The sequence below is a fragment of the Burkholderia sp. GbtcB21 genome (genome assembly GCF_019091065.1).
GTDB classification, from domain to species: Bacteria; Pseudomonadota; Gammaproteobacteria; order Burkholderiales; family Burkholderiaceae; genus Burkholderia; species Burkholderia pyrrocinia_C.
This window is the reverse complement of the sequence record NZ_JAGXKA010000007.1, coordinates 218,359-234,084: the sequence shown is the minus strand read 5'-3', so window position 1 is coordinate 234,084 and position 15,726 is coordinate 218,359. Positions and strand designations below refer to the sequence as shown.

Below are 15,726 nucleotides of genomic sequence, written 5' to 3'. Positions count from 1 at the left end.
TTACACTCTCCAGAGAATCTGCGCGGCGTAGCCCGCACATGCGAGCAGCCAGACGATGGTCAGCGATTGCAGCAGCAGGCGCACACCGACGGGCTTCACGTAATCCATCCAGATGTCGCGCACGCCGACCCATGCGTGGTAGAAGAGGGAAAGCAGCATCACGAAGGTCGCGAGCTTCATCCATTGCGCGGAGAAGATCGACGCCCAGCCTTCGTACGAGAAGTCGTGCGCGCCGAAGAACAGGACGAGCAGGATGACCGTGTAGACCGCCATGATCGTGGCGGTGATGCGCTGCGCAAGCCAGTCGCGCAGGCCGTAGTGTGCGCCGACGACGAGGCGCTTCGAGCCGATTCGGTTATTGGCTGCCATTTTCTTAGAATGCTCCGAACAGTTTGAGTGCCATGGCGATCGTCAGCGCGATCGAGACGACAAAGACGACGACTGCCGTCCGCTTGCCGCTTTCCTTCGTGACGGCGTCGTGGTTGACGTCCATCAGCAGGTGGCGAATGCCGGCGCAGAAATGGTGGAAGAAAGCCCAGGACAACGCGAGGACGATCAGCTTGACGACGATGTTGGAGAGGAAGGCCTTGAAGACTTCGAAGCTGAGCTCGGACGTCAGGCTCTGATCGAAGAGGAACAGCAGGAACGGCAGGAACAAGAACAGCAGCGCGCCGCTGACTCGATGGAGGATCGACAAAGTCGCTGCCAGCGGCATGCGATATTTCATCGTGATATCGCCGAATCCGATGTTCCGGTATTCCGGTCTCGGTTTTCTTACTGCGTCAGTCATGCTAGACCCCTACTATGTTGTCACACTAATCCGCGATTTTAGCGCCTTTTTATATCGCGCTGCAGCGAAAGTCTGCTCTGGATAGTTGCGCGAACGAGAACAAAGGCGGCCCGAAACGTGCTTCGCGAGCGTGGGAGACGCGAATGCACTCGGCTTGAGCCGAACCGTCGTCAGCTCAAGTCATTCTGATAGTAGTACCCGGTTGTGACATACCAGCCGCGCCGCACTTCCACCGGCCGATCCCCGTACGTATAGGACACGCGCTCGACCGACAGCAACGGAAAACCCGCGGGCACGTGCAGCAGGTCGGCCACCGCCGGATCCGCCGCGACCGCGCGAATCTTCTCCGTCGCGCGGATCATCCGCGTGCCGAACTCCGTCTCGAACATCGCATAGAGCGGCCCCTTGTACTCGCTCAGCCGCTCGAACGTGAGCCCGCGAAACATCGCGCCCGGCAGCCAGATCTCGTCGAGCACCGTCACCTCGCTGTCGAACTCCAGCAGGCGGCGCACCTGCACGACGGGATCGGCCGGCTTCAGGTCGAGCTGCCGCGCGATCTCGGCCGGCGCGCGCAGGCGCCGGCATTCGAGCAGGCGGCTCACGTGCGGGTGCTCGGCACCGTCGTCGGCAAGCAGACGCAGGAAGCGGAATTGCGCGCGATCCTCGTTGTGCGTTGCAACAAAAGTACCCTTGCCCTGCCGCCGGACCACGAGGTTTTCGGCGGCCAGTTCGTCGATCGCCTTGCGAACGGTGCCCTGGCTGACCTTGTAACGGGCCGCGAGCTCCACTTCGCTCGGAATGATCTCGCCCGGCTTCCATTCGCCGGTTTCGAGACTTTGCGTGATCAATGACTTGATCTGCTGGTATAACGGGCTGAACGTCGGCGACGCAGACGCCGCGGGCGAAGGCGCGGAATCGCTCGCGCCCGGCTGCCCTGGGCCGCCTGCGCCGGTCTGATTCGCGGTATTCGCCTGGTTCGATGTCATGGCGCGCATTTCATCACAAACCGCACTTTTTCGTCCACTCAATTTCCGCAAAACATCTGTCTTATATAAGACATATGATACCGTTTGACTTTGCGCGTGACGGCTCCTACACTCCCGGTCGAGCAAGGGTTCGCGGGTGCAAAAGCGCGTCCCAGGCTACGTGCCACGGCCGTCTCCAGGTTCACCGCGTCTGCCATCGCGAGTCCTCCGCCCTGCTTCAATGCAACGTTACGCACAACGCGCATAGAATGGCGTTTTCGCTAGCGTCCAACGCTTCACCCGTCCTGGAGATTTTCAATGGCTAAGCCCGCAAAGCGCGTTGCCGTCACCGGCGCCGCAGGTCAAATCGCTTACTCCCTGCTGTTCCGCATCGCGAACGGCGACCTGCTCGGCAAGGACCAGCCGGTCATCCTGCAACTGCTCGACCTCCCGCAAGCCCAAGCCGCCGTCAAAGGCGTCGTGATGGAACTCGACGATTGCGCGTTCCCGCTGCTCGCGGGCGTCGTGATCACCGACGATCCGAAGGTTGCATTCAAGGATGCAGACGTCGCGCTGCTGGTCGGTGCACGTCCGCGCTCGAAGGGCATGGAGCGCAAGGACCTGCTGTCGGCGAACGCCGAGATCTTCACGGTTCAGGGCGCTGCGCTGAACGAAGTCGCGAGCCGCGACGTGAAGGTGCTGGTCGTCGGCAACCCGGCGAACACGAACGCGTACATCGCGATGAAGTCGGCACCGGATCTGCCGAAGAAGAACTTCACGGCCATGCTGCGCCTCGACCACAACCGCGCGCTGTCGCAGCTCGCCGCCAAGTCGGGCAAGCCGGTCGCGTCGATCGAGAAGCTCGCCGTGTGGGGCAACCACTCGCCGACGATGTACCCGGACTTCCGCTTCGCGACCGCCGAAGGCGAATCGATGCTGAAGCTGATCAACGACGACGTGTGGAACCGCGACACGTTCATCCCGACCGTCGGCAAGCGCGGCGCGGCGATCATCGAAGCGCGCGGCCTGTCGTCGGCGGCGTCGGCAGCCAACGCGGCGATCGACCACGTCCGTGACTGGGTGCTCGGCACGAACGGCAAGTGGGTCACGATGGGCATCCCGTCGGACGGCTCGTACGGCATCCCCGAAGACATCATCTACGGCGTGCCGGTCGTTTGCGAAAACGGCGAGTACAAGCGCGTCGAAGGCCTGGAAATCGACGCGTTCTCGCGCGAGAAGATGGACGGCACGCTGGCCGAGCTGCTCGAAGAGCGCGATGGCGTCGCCCACCTGCTGAAGAACTAAATTCGGCACCGCGACGGGCCGCCTCCGGGCAGCCCGTCATCGCAGGGCCGGCAAGCCGCCGGCCCTGCCGCCCGATCCGATCCGGGCACGTTTTGCCGCCTCGTGCGCCCCGCGCATCGGCCCAGAACGCGCCCGAATCCGATTTTCTCCACGTTGACCCGCTTCCCTGACGTAGAAGAGATGGCCGCGCTCACTCCTGCACAAGTGCTGTACGACGGGGCGTCCCCGCCCGCGATCCTGCCATGCTGCGATCACTACGCGGGCAGCGAGAAGCTGATGCGCAAGTCGCTCGCGCTGCAGGCCGAAACGGGCCCCGTATTCGACATCACGCTCGACTGCGAGGACGGCGCGGCCGTCGGCCAGGAAGCCGCGCACGCGGAACTCGTCGCCGAGCTGCTCGGCAGCGCCGAGAACCGCTTCGGGCGCGTCGGCGTAAGGATCCACGACTTTTCCCACCCGCACTGGCGCGACGATGTCCGCATCGTGCTGCGCGCCGCCCGCGCACCCGCCTACATCACGCTGCCGAAGATCGCGAACGTCGCCGACGCGGCCGAAATGGCCGCGTTCATCGAAGGTACGCGCCGCGAGCTCGGCATCGCGCAGCCGATCCCGGTCGACGTGCTGGTCGAGACGCACGGCGCGCTCGCGCAGGCGGCCGCCCTCGCCGCGCTGCCGATGGTCGGCACGCTGAGCTTCGGGCTGATGGATTTCGTGTCCGCGCACCACGGCGCGATTCCCGATGCCGCGATGCGCTCGCCCGGCCAGTTCGAACATCCGCTCGTGCGCCGCGCGAAGCTGGAAATCGCCGCGGCCTGCCACGCGCACGGCAAGACGCCGTCGCACAACGTGACGACCGAGGTGCGCGACATGAGCGTCGTCGCCGCCGATGCGCGCCGCGCGCGCGACGAATTCGCGTTCACGCGGATGTGGAGCATCCACCCCGCGCAGATCCGCCCGATCGTCGACGCATTCGCGCCGCGCACCGACGAGGTCGTGCTGGCCGCCGAGATCCTGCTCGCCGCGCAGGCCGCCGACTGGGGCCCGACGCGCCACGGTGATACGCTGCACGATCGCGCGAGTTATCGCTATTACTGGTCGGTGCTGCGCCGCGCGCGGGCCACCGGCCAGCCCGTACCGGCCGAGGCCGCGCCGCTGTTCGGCCCGGCCGCCGCGGGCGACGCGCAGTGAGCGCGCGCCGCCGGCCGATACACGAATTTCATGCATTCGCCGGGGCGCGAACCGGACAGAGGTTTGCGAAACGACAAAAAACGTAACGGAGCCCGAAAACCTGATGTATGCGCGGCCAAATAGGTGAAAATAGCGGCCGCTGCGCGCTTTCGGGGCGCGTGCAGTTTCAAACCGGCCGGCAGCTTCGATTGCCGGCCCTTGTCAACTGATTATCGAAAGGTTCTGACTCCATGAAGAAACTCCTGATCGCCACCGCCATCGGCGCCCTGTCCGCCACGATGCTGGTCTCGGCTCCGAGCGCGTTCGCCCAGGGTACGGCCACCACGACCGCGAAGAAGGCCGCGGCCAAGCGCCCGGCGCCGGCCAAGCGCATCATCCCGCGCAGCAAGAAGGCGCAGGCGCGCGCCGCTGCCAAGGTCGATCCGGTACCGGACGGCGCGGTCAAGTGGGCCTGTAAGGATGGCCTGTCGTTCGACCTCGCCGGCGACATGAAGCGCGACCAGGTCGTCACGGTTCACTGGGCGAAGAAGAACTACAAGCTGCCGCGTCAGGCCACGACGACGGGCGCCGACACGTTCTACGATCCGGCAGCAGGCTTCAAGCTGGTCGTGATCCCGTCCAAGGCGATGCTGTTCTCCGACGCGAACGGCGGCGAGCGCCTCGCGGACGAGTGCGTGACGCCGGAAATGGCGCAAGGCACGCCGGCACCGACGCAGTCGAACGAGCTGAAGCCGGCAACGAACTAAGCGCGTTCCCCCCGGCCCCTCGATGTCCGCCCCGGTCTCCAACGTCCGCCCTGCTCCGGATACGGTACTCGTCGACATCGTCGACTACGTGCTGAACACCGGCATCGACAGCGCGCTCGCGCTGGAGACGGCGCGTCATTGCCTGATCGACACGCTCGGATGCGGACTCGAGGCGCTGTCCTACCCTGCCTGCACCAAGCTGCTCGGCCCCGTCGTGCCCGGCACGATCGTGCCGAACGGCGCGAAGGTGCCCGGCACGTCCTTCCAGCTCGATCCCGTCCAGGCCGCGTTCGACATCGGCGCGATGATCCGCTGGCTGGACTTCAACGACACCTGGCTCGCCGCCGAATGGGGCCATCCGTCCGACAATCTCGGCGGAATCCTGGCGACGGCCGACTGGCTCTCCCGCACGGCCGTCGCGGCCGGCCGGAAGCCGCTGCTCATGCGCGACGTGCTGGTCGCGATGATCCAGGCCCACGAGATCCAGGGCTGCCTCGCACTCGAGAATTCATTCAATGCGGTCGGGCTCGACCACGTGCTGCTCGTGAAGGTCGCGTCGACGGCCGTCGTCGGCCGGCTGCTCGGACTCACGCGCGACGAGCTGATCAACGCGGTCTCCAACGCGTTCGTCGACGGCCACGCGCTGCGCACCTACCGCCACGCACCGAATACGGGCTCGCGCAAGTCGTGGGCGGCCGGCGATGCCACGTCCCGCGCGGTGCGCCTCGCGCTGATCGCGAAAACCGGCGAAATGGGCTACCCGTCGGTGCTCACCGCAAAAACCTGGGGCTTCTACGACGTGCTGTTCGACGGGCAGCCGTTCCGCTTCCAGCGCCCGTACGGCACGTACGTGATGGAAAACGTGCTGTTCAAGATCGCGTTCCCCGCCGAATTCCACGCGCAGACGGCCGCCGAGGCCGCGCTGCAGCTGCACGCGCAGCTCGCCGCGGCGGGGAAATCGACCGACGACATCAGCCGGATCACGATCCGCACGCATGCGGCCGCGATCCGCATCATCGACAAGCAGGGCCCGCTCGCCAATCCGGCCGACCGCGACCACTGCATCCAGTACATGGTCGCCGTGCCGCTGCTGTTCGGCCGGCTGACCGCGGCCGATTATGAAGATGCGGCCGCAGCGGACCCGCGCATCGACGCGCTGCGCGCGAAAACCGTGTGCGTCGAGGATCCGCAGTTCACGAAGGATTACCACGATCCGGACAAGCGATCGATCGCGAATGCACTGACGATCGAGTTCACGGACGGATCGAAACTTGCCGAAGTGGCGGTCGAATACCCGCTCGGCCACAAGCGACGCCGCGCGGACGGCATCCCGCTGCTGGTCGAGAAGTTCCGGACCAACCTCGCCCGCCGCTTCCCGGCAAAGCAGCAACAAGCGATTCTCGACGTGTCGCTGGACCAGGCAAAGCTCGAAGCGATGCCGGTCGATGAGTACGTCGACTTGTATGTGATATAGCCGTCATCTACAGGACACGTTGTTTCCTAGCCTTAAACCCAGGAAAATCACCATGGCCCACAATCTCCACAAGACCCTCAAGGAATTCGACAGCGGTTCCGGCAAAGGCAAGTTCTACTCGCTGCCGCAACTCGGCAAGGAGCTGAAGACGAAGATCGAGCGCCTGCCGGTGTCGATCCGTATCGTGCTCGAGTCCGTGCTGCGCAACTACGACGGCAAGAAAATCACCGAAGAGCACATCGAGCAGCTCGCGAACTGGAAGCCGACCGCGAAGCGCGTCGACGAGATTCCGTTCGTGGTGTCGCGCGTCGTGCTGCAGGACTTCACGGGCGTGCCGCTGCTCGCCGACATCGCGGCCATGCGCGGCGTCGCCGAGCGCACGGGCAAGAACCCGAAGAAGATCGAGCCGCTGGTCCCGGTCGATCTCGTCGTCGACCACTCGGTCCAGATCGACTACTTCCGCCAGAAGGACGCGCTCGACCTGAACATGAAACTGGAATTCCAGCGCAACAACGAGCGCTACCAGTTCATGAAGTGGGGCATGCAGGCCTTCGACACGTTCAAGGTCGTGCCGCCGGGCGTCGGCATCGTCCACCAGGTGAACCTCGAATATCTCGCGCGCGGCGTCCACAAGAAAGCGGACGGCGGCGACACCGTGTACTACCCGGACACCCTCGTCGGCACGGACAGCCACACGACGATGATCAACGGTATCGGCGTGGTCGGCTGGGGCGTGGGCGGCATCGAAGCCGAAGCCGGCATGCTCGGCCAGCCGGTGTACTTCCTGACGCCGGACGTCGTCGGCGTCGAGCTGAAGGGCAAGCTGCGCGAAGGCGTGACGGCTACCGACCTGGTACTGACGATCACCGAAATGCTGCGCAAGGAAAAGGTCGTCGGCAAGTTCGTCGAATTCTTCGGCGAAGGCACGAAGTCGCTGTCGCTGCCGGACCGCGCAACGATCGGCAACATGGCGCCGGAATACGGCGCGACGATGGGCTTCTTCCCGGTCGACGAAAAGACCATCGACTATTTCGAAGGCACGGGCCGCACGAAGGCGGAAATCGCCGCGTTCGAAAACTACTTCAAGGCGCAGAAGCTGTTCGGCATCCCGAAGGCCGGCGACATCGACTACACGAAGACGGTCACGCTGGACCTGGCAACGGTCGCTCCGTCGCTGGCCGGCCCGAAGCGCCCGCAGGACCGCATCGAGATCGGCAACGTCAAGTCGACGTTCACCGACCTGTTCTCGAAGCCGGTCGCGGAGAACGGCTTCGCGAAGAAGGCGGACGACCTGAACACGCAGTACACGACGAGCAACGGCGTCGACGTGAAGAACGGCGACGTGCTGATCGCCGCGATCACGTCGTGCACGAACACGTCGAACCCGAGCGTGCTGCTGGCTGCCGGCCTGCTCGCGAAGAAGGCCGTCGAAGCCGGCCTGACCGTCGCACCGCACATCAAGACGTCGCTCGCGCCGGGATCGCGCATCGTCACCGAGTACCTGACGAAAACGGGCCTGCTGCCCTACCTGTCGAAGCTCGGCTTCGAAGTCGCGGCCTACGGCTGCACGACCTGTATCGGCAACGCGGGCGACCTGACGCCGGAACTGAACGAAGCGATCACGAAGAACGACCTCGTCGCGGCAGCCGTGCTCTCGGGCAACCGTAACTTCGAAGCGCGTATCCACCCGAACATCCGCGCGAACTTCCTCGCATCGCCGCCGCTCGTCGTCGCGTACGCGATCGCCGGCAACATCACGCGCGACCTGATGACCGAGCCGGTCGGCAAGGGCAAGGGCGGCCGCGACATCTACCTCGGCGACATCTGGCCGACGAGCGACGAAATCCACGCGCTGCTCAAGTTCGCGCTCGATCCGAAGAAGTTCGAGGACAACTACTCGAAGCTGACCAAGAAGGGCGACCTCTGGAGCAAGATCGAGGGCGAATCGGGCCAGGTCTACGACTGGCCGAAGTCGACCTACATCGCGGAGCCGCCGTTCTTCGGCAACGACTTCTCGATGGAACCGGCCGCTTCGATCCCGGCGGTCAAGGGCGCGCGCGCACTGGGCATCTTCGGCGACTCGGTCACGACCGACCACATCAGCCCGGCAGGCTCGATCAAGGAAGATTCGCCGGCAGGCAAGTGGCTGAAGGAAAACGGCGTGCAGAAGGCCGACTTCAACAGCTACGGCTCGCGCCGCGGCAACCACGACGTGATGATGCGCGGCACGTTCGCGAACGTCCGGATCAAGAACCTGATGATCCCGGCGAAGGCTGACGGCACGCGCGTCGAAGGCGGCCTGACGATCCACCAGCCGAGCGGCGAACAGCAGTCGATCTATGATGCAGCGATGCAGTACATCGCAGCCGACACGCCGACCGTCGTGTTCGCAGGCGAAGAGTACGGCACGGGCTCGTCGCGCGACTGGGCCGCGAAGGGCACGCAACTGCTCGGCGTGAAGGCCGTGATCGCACGCAGCTTCGAGCGCATCCACCGCTCGAACCTGGTCGGCATGGGCGTGCTGCCGCTGCAGTTCAAGGGCTCGGACAGCGTCCAGTCGCTCGGCATCACCGGCGACGAGACGTACGACATCGAAGGCCTCGGCGACGACTTCAAGCCGCAGCAGGACGTCACGCTCGTGATCAACCGCAAGAACGGCGAAACGCAGCGCGTGCAGGTGCTGCTGCGCATCGATACGCCGATCGAAGTCGACTACTACAAGCACGGCGGTATCCTGCCGTTCGTGCTGCGCTCGCTGCTCGCAGCGTAAGCGCCCTGCTTTTGCAGGTGCCGCAGCCGCCTCGCGGGCGGTTGCGGCCGATTTGGATGCCCGACCTCGTGTCGGGCTTTTTTTTGCCTGCGCGCGTTACGCGATGCGGCCGTTCGTCCGACGCGTCACGCCGCCTTGTCGCCGCGCGCCTTCGCGCCCGCGCCCGCGCCTCGCGCGTTCTTCTTCAGATGGGCGCGGTTGTATTCGATCGCCGCGCGCACGAGGGTCTTCAGCGCCCGCTTGTCGATCCGGTCGCCTTCGAAGAAATCGATCGCGCGCCGCGCATTGCCTTCGAGGCCATCATTGAACAGCCCGCCGGGATCGGGCAGATGCGCGCCGTGCATGAACGTCAGCTTCACCTTGCCCTTGTGCGCATTCGCGACCGCGATCATCCCGTCGCGCGACCACACGGGGCTGCCCATCCATTTCCATTCCTCGACGATGCCGTCATCGGCCGCGAGGATCGTCTGGCGGAGGTCCGCGAAGAGCGGACCGCGCCAGTCGGCGATGCCGGCGACCAGCGCGTCGATGCGCTCCGACGGTTGCAGGTCCGTTGCACTCATGCGCGGGCCTCCGTGCGTTCGTCAGGGCGCGCCAGCACCTGTTCGAGCGACTCGAAGAACCGTACCCAGCCGTGCTGCGCGCCGCGGTACGCCTGCTCCTGATCCGCGCGGAAGCCGACCTGCTCCATGCGCAGGTGCGTGCCGGCCGGCGTCGGCGTGAGCGTCCACGTGACGACGCTTTCGAGACCGTACGCGGCCCACGTGTAGGACAGCGCGCGCTGCGGCTCGATCGTCAGGACCGTGCAGTCGACCGAGCCCCAGTCCGCGCGGAAGCTGAAGGCGCGGCCCGCGACGGGCTCGAAGTCGCTCTTCATCAGCCACGCCTCGATCAGGTGCGGTTGTGTGAGCGCGCGCCAGATCTTCTCCGGCGGATGGGGCAGCTCCCGTTCGACGACGACGGAGCGCGTTTCGGTAGTGGCTTGGTTCATTACTGATCCATCCTTTTCAGCAGATCTTCGAGGGCGTCGAACCGGTTCTGCCAGAAGCCTGCCATCTGGCTCGTCCAGTCGATCAGCGGGGCCAGCGCTTGCGGCTGTGCGCTGTAGTGCGTCTGCCGGCCTTCGTGACGGTCATTCACGAGCCCGGCCTGCTTCAGTACGCCGAGATGCTTCGACACGGCCGGCTGCGAGACGCCCGCATGGGCGGTCAGCGCGGCAACCGTGAGCTCGCCCTCCTCGCACAGCCGCTCGAAAAGCGCGCGGCGCGTCGGATCGGCGAGCGTCCTGAAAAGCATGTCGTGAGCGTTCTGCATGTCCAAATTCATAACCCGTTGGTTATTGATTGAAGAATATCTGCTGAACGCCAAGAGTCAAGAAGGAATTTCGCGGATGCCGATGCGTGCCGTTGCCGCATGCGGGCACGCTTCGCGTCGGGCGCAATCGCGCCGGAAGCGGACGTGCCGAAGGCTTCGCTTGCCGCCGGATCACGCCTGCTTTGCCCGTCCGGACTCGAGTGTTTGCTCTAATTCATGATGGCGGCCTCGCGTCCGAAAGCCGCCTGCAAGACTGGGCCATGCGCTGTTCCACAGTTCGGGAAACGGTCGGGATCGGCCGGCCCTGTTTTTGTGCATGCGCGAACCGGCTCGGCCCGCATCGCATCGTTTGACCACATAGTGCGACTCGGGCCTGCGTCCACACCCGGTCGCGAAGCACGCATGCGCATGGCCGGTCCGCGACGTCATCGCGCACGTTCCGGCGCTGCGACGAACGACTCGTGCGCGCGAACGCCGCGCATCGTCGTGCCGTCGTGTCGCGAACCGGTTCCCTCGCCGGCGGCCGCCGCTCGCCGCGTTCACCGTGCGCCACGCGCAATTCCGCACGCCGATGTCAGAACTGACAGCTATGGAAACTGGCAGCTACCTGAACGGCACCGACGCCCTACGCTCGTCACCGCTCGCGGCCCCACAAGGGTTGTGGGCTCCAGCAACGTCGTCTCTCCTAAAAAGGACTCCCGATGAAAAGGAATGCCCGGTTTGCCCTGCCCCTTCCTTCGCCCCGCCACCTTGCGTGCGCATGGCCGCTCGTGCTCGCCGCCGGCGCGGCGCACGCGACGACGGACTGGGTCGATACCCACACGAAGGCCTTTCTGACCGGCCCGCAGTTGATGGCGCGTAGCGCGGCGCCGTCGCTCGAACTCGCGGCCGGCGAGACGACGGACGTCGTCGTCAGCCTGAAGCTGCGCAACGCCGCGCAGCTCAAGCAACTGGCGCGCGACGTGAACCGGCCCGGCAGCGCGCATTACCGCCAGTACCTGACGCACGAACAGTTCCTCGCCAGCTACGCGCCGACCGACGCGCAGGTGAATTCGGTCGTCGACTATCTGCGCAAGAGCGGCTTCGTGAACATCGAGGTTGCGCCGAACCGGCTGCTGGTGTCCGCGCGCGGCACGGCCGGCACGGTGAAGACCGCGTTCAACACGTCGCTCGTGCACTTCGAGTACGCGGGCCGCTCGGGCTTCGCGAACGCATCGACCGCGCAGGTGCCGAGCGCGCTCGGCAACATCGTCGGCTCGGTGCTCGGGCTACAGAACGTCGCGCGCGCACGGCCGATGCTGCGCATCGGCAACGTGGCGAAGCCGCAGGCGCTCGCGGCCGGCACGGCGACGGGCCACTATCCGAAGGAATTCCCGGGCCTCTACAACGCGACCGGCGTGCCGACCGCGGCCGGCGTGACCGTCGGCATCATCACGATCGGCGGCGTGTCGCAGACGCTGCAGGACCTGAAGCAGTTCACGTCGAGCAACGGTTACGGCACGGTCTCGACGCAGACCGTCAAGACCAACGGCACGAGCGGCAGCTACAGCGACGACCAGGACGGCCAGGGCGAATGGGATCTCGACAGCCAGTCGATCGTCGGCTCGGCCGGCGGCCAGGTCGGCAAGCTCGTGTTCTACATGGCCGACCTCAACGCCTCGGGCAACACGGGCCTCACGCAGGCGTTCAACCGCGCGGTGTCGGACAACACCGCGAAAGTGATCAACGTATCGCTCGGCTGGTGCGAAACCGACGCGAACGCAGACGGCACGCTCGACGCCGAGGAGCAGATCTTCACGACGGCTGCGGCGCAAGGCCAGACGTTCTCGGTGTCGTCGGGCGACGAAGGCGTGTACGAGTGCAACAACCGCGGCTATCCGGACGGCTCGAACTACACGGTGTCGTGGCCGGCTTCGTCGCCGCACGTGCTCGCGATCGGCGGCACGACGCTCTATACGACGTCGGCAGGCGCGTTCTCGAACGAAACGGTGTGGAACGAAGGGCTCGACGGCAACGGCAAGCTGTGGGCGACGGGCGGCGGCGTCAGCACGATCCTGCCCGCGCCGTCGTGGCAGTCGGGCAGCAGCCGTCAGTTGCCGGATGTCTCGTTCGACGCCGCGCAAAGCACGGGCGCGTACATCTACAACTACGGCCAGTTGCAGCAGATCGGCGGCACGAGTCTCGCCGCGCCGATTTTCACGGGCTTCTGGGCGCGCCTGCTCGCGGCGAACGGCACGGGCCTCGGTTTCCCGGCCGGCAACCTGTATCGCGCGATTCCGTCGAACCGGTCGCTCGTGCGCTATGACGTCGTGTCGGGGAACAACGGCTATCAGGGGTATGGCTACACCGCCGGCACCGGCTGGGATCTGACGACCGGCTTCGGCAGCCTGAACATCGCGAACCTCAATCAGCTGATCAAGTCGGGCGGGTTCTGAGCGATATGTGAAGGCCGGCGCGCGGCAGCAGTTTGCCGCACGCCGGCCTTGTCGCGTTCAGGTCGCGCGGTATTCGCGCATCACCCTACTCCGTCGCACGCGTGTTCACAGGCTCCGGCGCGGCCGGTACACCGCTCCGATGCGACGGCGCAAACAGCCGCAACCCGCTCGCGACGCTCGCGGCCCCCGCGAATCCCGCACCGAGCATCAGCGCCAGCGTCGGCCCGTGACGCCCCGCGATCCCGAACGACAGCGCGACGAGCGCCGCGCCCGTTGCCTGCCCGATCAGCCGCGCGGTCGCGATGATCCCGCTCGCGCCGCCGCTGCGCTCGGGCGGCGCGCTCGACATCAGCGCCTTCAGGTTCGGCGACTGGAAGAAGCCGAAGCCCGCGCCGCACAGCATCATCCGCCAGCCGATGTCGAATACGTTCGGCGCCGCCGGCAGTGCGGCGAGCGACACCATGCCCGCGCTCAGCAACGCAAGCCCGATCGCACCGAGCAGGCCGGGCGGGTATCGATCCGACAGGCGGCCCGCGATCGGCGCGGCGAGCGCGACGATCGCCGACCACGGCGTCATCAGGAACCCCGTCTCGACCGCGTTGCGATGCAGGACGGTTTCGAAATAGAACGGCAGCGACACGAACGCGAGCCCCTGCGCGGCGAACGCGCACACGGCGGTCAGCGCGGACAGCGTGAACACGGGCCGGCGAAACAGGTCGACCGGCAGCATCGGCGCCGGGTGCCCGTCCTGGCGGCGGATCAGCAGCCAGCCGAACGCGAACGCAACCGCAGCAGCCGCGAACACCACGGAAAGCGGCCCGCGCTGCGCGAATTCGCCGAGCGCGAAGATCAGCGACGCGAACGTGATCACGTTGAACAGTGCGGCAACCGGATCGAACGCGTGCTTGCCGCGCGCCGTCTGCGGCAGCGACGGAATCGCCACCGCGAGCGCGAACACGCCGAGCGGCACGTTCACCGCGAACAGCCACGGCCATGCGGCAACCGACAGGATCAGCGACGCGATCGTCGGCCCCACCGCGAACGACACGCCGACGACGAGCGCGTTGAAGCCGACGCCGCGCCCGAGCCGGTGCGCGGGAAACAGGCTGCGGATCAGCGCGACGTTGACGCTCATGATCGCGCTCGCGCCGAAGCCCTGCACGATCCGCGCGGCCGTCAGCATCGGCAGCGTCGACGCGAGCGAACAGCCGAGCGATGCGAGCGTGAACACCGCGAGCCCGGCGATATACACGCGCTTGTGGCCGACGATGTCGCCGAGCGATGCGAACGGCAGCAGCGTCGCGACCATCGCGAGCTGGTACGCATTGATGATCCACACGGACGCGGCCGGCGACGCATGCAGGTCGGCGGCGATCGCGGGCAGCGCGGTGTTCGCGATCGCGGTGTCGAGCGTCGCGAGCGCGACGGCCAGCAGCACGGCGGACATCGCGCGCCAGTTGACGGCCGGCTCCCGGGCGCCGGCGGAGGATGCGAATTCGGACAAGATGAGGCTCGGCTGACGGGCGACGCGCGGCGTCGCGGATTGAGCGGCGCGGCAGCGTGCGTTCCGGACGGCAAGACCGGCGCGCGCAGCCGCGGTCCGTATTGTTGCAGAGCCGTCTCGAACGTGCAGGCGGCCGCCTCGCCAGTCAGCGAAACGAAAGCTTGCGCGATGCCGTGCTTGATGCGCGGCATCGTTGAGCACACAACGATCGACGAGTCGGCGAGCGCCGGCTGGCCTTCCGGGCGCGTGCCCGTCTTCGTCGTGTCGGCGCGGGCGGCCGGCCCGGCCGCGTCTGCCGGCGGCACCGCGCATCGGAATCGCACCGATGCGCCGATGCTCGGCATGCGTGCACCGCCGTCGCGCCAGATCGGATCAGGTCACCGCGCGTCGCGCATTGCGTCCGCGCAGCCATTCGAGCGCGAGCAGCAGGCTCGTCGAGAAGATGATCAGGATCGTCGCGAGCGCGGCGATCGTCGGGCTGATGTTCTCGCGGATGCCCGTGAACATCTGGCGCGGCAGCGTCGTCTGGTCCGCGCCCGCGAGGAACAGCGTGACGACCACTTCATCGAACGACGTCGCGAACGCGAACAGCGCGCCCGACATCACGCCCGGCGCGATCACCGGCAGTGTCACGCGGAAAAACGTCGACACCGGATTCGCGCCGAGCGACAGGCTCGCGCGCACGAGATTGTGGTTGAACCCCTGCAGCGTCGCGGCGACCGTCGTCACGACGAACGGCACGCCGAGCGCCGCGTGCGCGGCGATCAGCCCCGTATAGGTATTCGCGAGCCCGAGCGGTGCGAAGAACAGGTACATGCCGACGCCGACCACGACGACCGGCACGATCATCGGCGACAGCAGCACGGCCATCAGCAGCGCCTTGCCGCGGAAGTCGGCCTTCGTGAGACCGATCGCGGCGAGCGTGCCGAGCACGGTCGCGACGACGGTCGCCGACGGCGCGACGATGAAGCTGTTCTTCGCGGCCATCCGCCACTCGTCCGACGCGATCAGGTTCTCGTACCAGCGCATCGAGAAGCCCGGGATCGGATAGACGAGGAACGTGCTCGACGAAAACGACAGCGGCACGATCGCGAGCACCGGCAGGATCAGGTACAGCAACGTCAGCACGACGAGCACGCGCAATGCGACGTACCACGCGCGCTCGACGAACGACATGTGCGGCGCGAACAGCGGCCTGGCGAGCAGTTTCATGGTCGAATCCCTTTCCGTTCCGT

The 15,726-nt window shown here is 66.3% G+C and carries 14 protein-coding genes; 6 read left to right on the top strand and 8 right to left on the bottom strand.

The genetic code is table 11. The features are described 5' to 3' along the window. The 3 genes from sdhD to KVT39_RS18460 form a co-directional block, all read right to left on the bottom strand. Positions 1–369, bottom strand: coding sequence for a succinate dehydrogenase, hydrophobic membrane anchor protein (gene sdhD / locus KVT39_RS18470; RefSeq protein ID WP_034180015.1), 369 nt, complete (start codon positions 367–369; stop codon positions 1–3). A 4-nt stretch (positions 370–373) separates the two neighbouring features. Next, positions 374–790 (bottom strand): succinate dehydrogenase, cytochrome b556 subunit, encoded by a 417-nt coding sequence (gene sdhC, locus KVT39_RS18465; protein WP_034180016.1) that lies wholly within the window; start codon positions 788–790, stop codon positions 374–376. 170 nt (positions 791–960) lie between these two features. Continuing rightward, the gene (locus tag KVT39_RS18460; RefSeq protein WP_081938389.1) at positions 961–1,785 is read right to left on the bottom strand and encodes a GntR family transcriptional regulator; all 825 of its coding nucleotides are present in this window, start codon (positions 1,783–1,785) and stop codon (positions 961–963) included. A 288-nt stretch (positions 1,786–2,073) separates the two neighbouring features. On the opposite strand from KVT39_RS18460, the gene KVT39_RS18455 reads away from it, so the two are divergent. The 5 genes from KVT39_RS18455 (at position 2,074) to acnA (ending at position 9,238) form a co-directional block, all read left to right on the top strand. Then, positions 2,074–3,060: a malate dehydrogenase gene (locus tag KVT39_RS18455; RefSeq protein WP_034180017.1), complete on the top strand. Its 987-nt coding sequence runs from the start codon at positions 2,074–2,076 to the stop codon at positions 3,058–3,060. A 180-nt stretch (positions 3,061–3,240) separates the two neighbouring features. Then, on the top strand, positions 3,241–4,248 hold the full coding sequence (locus tag KVT39_RS18450; RefSeq protein ID WP_175748704.1) for a CoA ester lyase: 1,008 nt from the start codon (positions 3,241–3,243) through the stop codon (positions 4,246–4,248). 230 nt (positions 4,249–4,478) lie between these two features. Then, positions 4,479–4,994, top strand: coding sequence for a hypothetical protein (locus KVT39_RS18445; protein ID WP_034180019.1), 516 nt, complete (start codon positions 4,479–4,481; stop codon positions 4,992–4,994). Between the two features lie 22 nt (positions 4,995–5,016). Beyond that, positions 5,017–6,468 (top strand): bifunctional 2-methylcitrate dehydratase/aconitate hydratase, encoded by a 1,452-nt coding sequence (locus KVT39_RS18440; RefSeq protein ID WP_175748680.1) that lies wholly within the window; start codon positions 5,017–5,019, stop codon positions 6,466–6,468. Between the two features lie 52 nt (positions 6,469–6,520). Further along, positions 6,521–9,238: an aconitate hydratase AcnA gene (gene acnA, locus KVT39_RS18435; protein WP_034180021.1), complete on the top strand. Its 2,718-nt coding sequence runs from the start codon at positions 6,521–6,523 to the stop codon at positions 9,236–9,238. Between the two features lie 125 nt (positions 9,239–9,363). On the opposite strand, the gene KVT39_RS18430 is transcribed toward acnA, so the two are convergent. The 3 genes from KVT39_RS18430 to KVT39_RS18420 are packed head-to-tail and all read right to left on the bottom strand — an operon-like array spanning position 9,364 to position 10,552. After that, a complete protein-coding gene (locus tag KVT39_RS18430; protein ID WP_217589928.1) occupies positions 9,364–9,801 on the bottom strand; it encodes a DUF1801 domain-containing protein in 438 nt (145 codons plus the stop codon). Continuing rightward, positions 9,798–10,229: an SRPBCC domain-containing protein gene (locus KVT39_RS18425; RefSeq protein ID WP_217589927.1), complete on the bottom strand. Its 432-nt coding sequence runs from the start codon at positions 10,227–10,229 to the stop codon at positions 9,798–9,800. The genes KVT39_RS18430 and KVT39_RS18425 overlap by 4 nt, the downstream gene beginning before the upstream one ends. After that, on the bottom strand, positions 10,229–10,552 hold the full coding sequence (locus KVT39_RS18420; protein ID WP_034180131.1) for a helix-turn-helix transcriptional regulator: 324 nt from the start codon (positions 10,550–10,552) through the stop codon (positions 10,229–10,231). The genes KVT39_RS18425 and KVT39_RS18420 overlap by 1 nt, the downstream gene beginning before the upstream one ends. A 701-nt stretch (positions 10,553–11,253) precedes the next feature. On the opposite strand from KVT39_RS18420, the gene KVT39_RS18415 reads away from it, so the two are divergent. Beyond that, a complete protein-coding gene (locus KVT39_RS18415; RefSeq protein ID WP_217589926.1) occupies positions 11,254–12,987 on the top strand; it encodes a protease pro-enzyme activation domain-containing protein in 1,734 nt (577 codons plus the stop codon). 85 nt (positions 12,988–13,072) lie between these two features. Here KVT39_RS18415 and KVT39_RS18410 read toward each other — a convergent pair whose 3' ends face one another. Continuing rightward, complete coding sequence (locus KVT39_RS18410; RefSeq protein WP_034180025.1) at positions 13,073–14,491, bottom strand: MFS transporter; 1,419 nt, start codon at positions 14,489–14,491, stop codon at positions 13,073–13,075. A 372-nt stretch (positions 14,492–14,863) separates the two neighbouring features. After that, entirely contained in the window at positions 14,864–15,703 is an 840-nt protein-coding gene (locus KVT39_RS18405) for an ABC transporter permease (RefSeq protein WP_034180026.1), read from the bottom strand. Positions 15,704–15,726: the final 23 nt, after the last annotated feature.